The sequence below is a fragment of the Roseateles sp. P5_E11 genome, from assembly GCF_054049355.1.
Genome location: NZ_JBFUMO010000517.1, coordinates 1 through 4,193 on the forward strand (window position 1 = coordinate 1; position 4,193 = coordinate 4,193).

Below are 4,193 nucleotides of genomic sequence, written 5' to 3' on the forward strand. Positions count from 1 at the left end.
GTTCAGGTCCACTGCCTTCTCCTTGTCGAGAAAGACGGTCACGGTCTGCGGGAAGAAGATGACGATGGCGACGAGGATGAGCTGCATGAACACCCAGGGGATGGAGCCCATGTAGATGTCGCTGGACAGCACCTTCTTCGGGATCGAGCCGTTCTTGAACAGCGTGTCCGAGATGCCGCGCAGATAGAACAGCGCAAAGCCGAACGGCGGGTGCATGAAGCTGGTCTGCATGTTCACGCACAGCATGACGCCGAACCAGACGAGGTCGATGCCCATCTTCTCGGCCACCGGCCCGAGCAGCGGCAGGATGATGAAGGCGATCTCGAAGAAGTCGAGGAAGAAGGCCAGGAAGAAGATGAACAGGTTGACGACGATCAGGAAGCCGATCTGGCCGCCCGGCAGGTCGCTCAACATGTGCTCGATCCAGCGCCCGCCTTCGACGCCCTGGAACACCAGCGAGAAGGTGCGCGAGCCGATCAGGATGAAGACCACCATGGCCGTGATGCGCATGGTGCCGAGCATGGTGTCCTTGATCAGCGGCCAGTTCAGGCGCTTGTGCAGGCCGGCCAGGATGAAGGCGCCGACCGCACCCATCGCACCGGCCTCGGTCGGCGTGCAGATGGCCGTGTTGATGCCGGGCAGGCCGCCCATGGAGCCGAGCACGGCAAAGATCAGCACGGCCGACGGCACGATGCCGCGCAAACACTTCTTCCACAGTGCCCAGCCTTGCAGCGTGCGCGCTTCCTTGGGAACACCGGGTACGTGGTCCGGCTTCACACGGCTCAGCACGAAGGTGTAGAGCGCAAAGATCAGCACCTGCAGGATGGACGGGCCCCAGGCGCCCTTGTACATGTCGCCCACGGAGCGGCCGAGTTGGTCCGCCAGCACGACCAGTACCAGCGACGGCGGCACCAGCTGCGTGATCGTGCCCGACGCGGCCAGCACGCCGGTCGCGTAGCGCATGTTGTAGCCGTAGCGCATCATGACCGGCAGCGAGATCATCGCCATCGCGATGACCTGGCCCGCGACGGTGCCGGTGATGGCGCCCAGGATGAAGCCGACGATGATGACCGAATAGCCCAGGCCGCCGCGCACCGGGCCGAACAGCTGGCCCATGGAGTCGAGCATGTCCTCCGCGAGGCCGCATTTTTCCAGCAGCGAGCCCATCAGCGTGAAGAAGGGAATGGCCAGCAGCAGGTCGTTGGACAGGATGCCGAAGACGTTCTGCGGCAGCGCGCTCATGAACTCCGGCGGGAACCAGCCCTGGCTCACCGCGAAGAAACCGCAGGCCAGGCCGAGTGCTGCCAGCGAGAACGCGACGGGGAAGCCGATCAGCATGATCACGATCAGCCCCGCGAACATCAGCGGCGGGAAGCTCTCCATCGAGATCATTGCAGGGGCCTCTCGTAGTGGATGTCCATGTCGAACTTGTGCGCGAGCCAGGCCACGCGCTTGATGATTTCGGCCACGCCCTGCAGCGCAACGAGCGCGAAGCCCAGGGGCAGCACCAGCACGGCCGGCCAGCGGATCAGGCCGCCGGCATTGCTCGACACCTCGCCCGAGGTCAGCAGCTTGGTGACATAGCCCATGAGGCCGAGGCTGGCGACCGAGTCACTGGCGCTCATGCCGGTGCTGAGCTTGACGACGAACAGGCCCCAGGACAGCCAGGCCATGTAGCAGATGACCGGCATCAGGAAGACGACGAGGCCGAACAGGTCGACATAGACCTTGCCGTGGCCGGTCAGCCGGCTGTAGACCAGGTCCACACGCACATGCTCGTTGAGTCGGAGCACCTGAGCCGCGCCCAGCATGACGCAGGTGGCGAACAGATACCACTGGATCTCGAGGAAGGAGTTGGAGYTGTAGTCCAGCCCGTAGCGGACGACGGCGTTGGCGGCGCTGATGAAGCAGGACAGCAGCACGGCCCAGGCGGCAATCTTGCCGAAGCGGTCGTTCAGGCTGTCGATGCRCCGCGCAAGGGAGAGCAGGGCGTTCATGGGCTGGGCAGGAGAAAAGCGAAGCGGCCGCCAATGTAGCGACCGCTTGGGGGGCGTCGGCTTCATTCAGCCGTCGTTCAGGGTAAGCCCCGAGGGGGTTCAGCCCAGTTGCTGGGCCTGCATGAACAGGCGAGTCGATCGGGCACCGGAGCGGCAGAAGACCAGCAGCGGCCGCGGTAGTTCGGCCAGCAGATCGGCGAAGGCCGCAATCTCCTCGGGCGACTGATAGCCGCCGGCCACCGGCAGATGGCGGTATTCCAGGCCAGCAGCCTCGGCAGCCGCCTGGATGGCGGCTGACGTCGGCTGGTCGGGGCCGTGCTCGAAATCGGGCCGGTTGTTGACGACGCTCTTGAAGCCCATCGCCGCCGCTTCGGCCATGGCTTCGGGCGTCAGCTGAGGGGCGGCGCAGATGTCGGGGGCGATGGCTTGCATCGGCAGGCTCATGGCGACTCCCTACTTGGCCAACGCGGCCTTGACCGCGGCCGACACTGCACTCATCTCTGCCACGCCGGCGAGTGCGGCCTTGGCAGCCGCCATGACCTTGCCCATGTCGCCCGGGCCGCTCGCGCCCAGCTCAGCCACGATGGCTCCGACCTTCTCAGCCACAGCCTCGGCCGACAGGCGCTCAGGCAGATAAGCCTGCAGCACCGCCAGCTCGGCGGTTTCCTTGGCAACGAGGTCGTCGCGGCCGGCGGCGGCGAACTGACTGATCGAGTCCTTGCGCTGCTTGATCAGCTTGTCGACGATGGCCACCAGGGCCGTGTCGTCCACAACGACGCGCTCGTCCACTTCCTTCTGCTTCACGGCGGCCAGCAGGCCACGGATGGTCAACAGACGATCGGCTTCCTTGGCGCGCATCGCGGCCTTCATGTCTTCGGTGATGCGGTCTTTGAGGCTCATGGCGTAGAGGGTATGAAAAAAACAAAAACCCGCGACAGCGTCCTGTGGCGGGTTTTGGTGTCAACCGGAGCTGTTATGGAAACAGGCTCCGGGTCGCGTCAGCCGATCAGAACAGCTTCTTGGGCAGCTGCATGCTGCGCACACGCTTGTAATGGCGCTTGACGGCGGCTGCCTTCTTGCGCTTGCGCTCGGCGGTGGGCTTCTCGTAGAACTCGCGGGCGCGAAGTTCGGTCAGCAGACCCAGCTTTTCGATGGTGCGCTTGAAGCGACGCAGGGCGACGTCGAACGGCTCGTTTTCCTTGACGCGGATGGTGGTCATTTATTTCCTTCAGATTGCGCTCGGTGTTCGCGGCTGGGATCAGCAGCAGGTTCCGGATTACTGCTTCTCTTGAGTCTTCTTCGAGAAGTGCAGCGAATCGACGCGCAGGTTTGCCAGCAAAGCCAGGGATTGTAGCCAGAAAATCAACGACTTGCCAAGATTCGCTCAAGCTGTTGTGGCGGTGTCCGCCATGGCCCGGGCGCAGGCAGCCGCACTGGCCCACGCCCATTGAAAGTTGTAGCCGCCCAGCCAGCCGGTCACGTCCACGACTTCACCGATGAAATACAGGCCCGGGACGCGCTTGCTCTCGAGCGTTTGCGAACTCAGTTCCTTGGTGCTGACGCCACCGCGCATGACTTCGGCCTTGCGCCAACCCTCGTCGCCGCTGGGCATCAACTGCCAATCGTKCACGCTGCGGCCCAGGCGCTGCAGGTCGGCGTCGCGGCAGTCGGGCAGCGGTTTGGTGGCGTCCAGGTTTGCGCGCTCCAGCCAGACGGCCGCCAGGCGCTGCGGCAGGCGGGACGCAAATTCGTTGCCGAGTTGGCGGCGTGAGGTGGCCTTGGCCTGGACAAGTTCCTTCTCCAGTTGGAGGTCGGGCGCCAGATTGAGCTGCAGCGCCTGATCATCGGCGCGGTAGCTTGAGATCTGCAGGATGGCCGGGCCGCTGAGACCACGATGTGTGAACAGCAGGTCTTCAAGGAACCGCATGCGCGCTTTGCCACTGCCAACGCTGACTTCCACTGGCAACGACAACCCGGCCAGGGCGGCGAAGGGTGCCCAGGCGTCCGCATCGAAGGTCAGAGGCACCAGCGCCGGGCGCGGCTCCACGATRGCGTGCTCGAAGCGCTTGGCCAGTCGCAGGCCCCAGTCGCTGGCGCCGATCTTGGGCACAGGCAGCCCGCCGGTCGCGACGACGACGCGCGGCGCCAGCACCGGACCCTGGCTGGTGTCCAACTCGAAGCCACCTTCGGGCAGCC

The 4,193-nt window shown here is 64.8% G+C and carries 6 protein-coding genes; all 6 read right to left on the reverse strand.

Going from position 1 to position 4,193, the window contains the following annotated elements:
• On the reverse strand, positions 1–1,389 hold a 1,389-nt coding region (locus ACXJKR_RS25985), incomplete at its 3' end, for a TRAP transporter large permease (protein WP_457325267.1).
• The gene (locus ACXJKR_RS25990; RefSeq protein WP_457325263.1) at positions 1,389–1,997 is read right to left on the reverse strand and encodes a TRAP transporter small permease subunit; all 609 of its coding nucleotides are present in this window, start codon (positions 1,995–1,997) and stop codon (positions 1,389–1,391) included. The genes ACXJKR_RS25990 and ACXJKR_RS25985, both read right to left, overlap by 1 nt.
• A 99-nt stretch (positions 1,998–2,096) precedes the next feature.
• On the reverse strand, positions 2,097–2,441 hold the full coding sequence (locus ACXJKR_RS25995; RefSeq protein WP_457325264.1) for a TIGR01244 family sulfur transferase: 345 nt from the start codon (positions 2,439–2,441) through the stop codon (positions 2,097–2,099).
• Positions 2,442–2,450: 9 nt separating this feature from the next.
• On the reverse strand, positions 2,451–2,897 hold the full coding sequence (locus tag ACXJKR_RS26000; RefSeq protein WP_457325265.1) for a GatB/YqeY domain-containing protein: 447 nt from the start codon (positions 2,895–2,897) through the stop codon (positions 2,451–2,453).
• Positions 2,898–3,003: 106 nt separating this feature from the next.
• Complete coding sequence (rpsU, locus tag ACXJKR_RS26005; RefSeq protein ID WP_056196873.1) at positions 3,004–3,216, reverse strand: 30S ribosomal protein S21; 213 nt, start codon at positions 3,214–3,216, stop codon at positions 3,004–3,006.
• Positions 3,217–3,381: 165 nt separating this feature from the next.
• A partial coding sequence (locus tag ACXJKR_RS26010) for an NAD(P)/FAD-dependent oxidoreductase (protein WP_457325266.1) occupies positions 3,382–4,193 on the reverse strand: 812 nt, incomplete at its 5' end.

Excerpts from the sequence above, each read along its gene's own strand:
- ACXJKR_RS25995 (WP_457325264.1), bottom strand. The coding sequence starts at position 2,441 with ATGAGCCTGCCGATGCAAGCCATCGCCCCCGACATCTGCGCCGCCCCT.
- ACXJKR_RS26000 (WP_457325265.1), bottom strand. The coding sequence starts at position 2,897 with ATGAGCCTCAAAGACCGCATCACCGAAGACATGAAGGCCGCGATGCGC.
- rpsU (WP_056196873.1), bottom strand. The coding sequence starts at position 3,216 with ATGACCACCATCCGCGTCAAGGAAAACGAGCCGTTCGACGTCGCCCTG.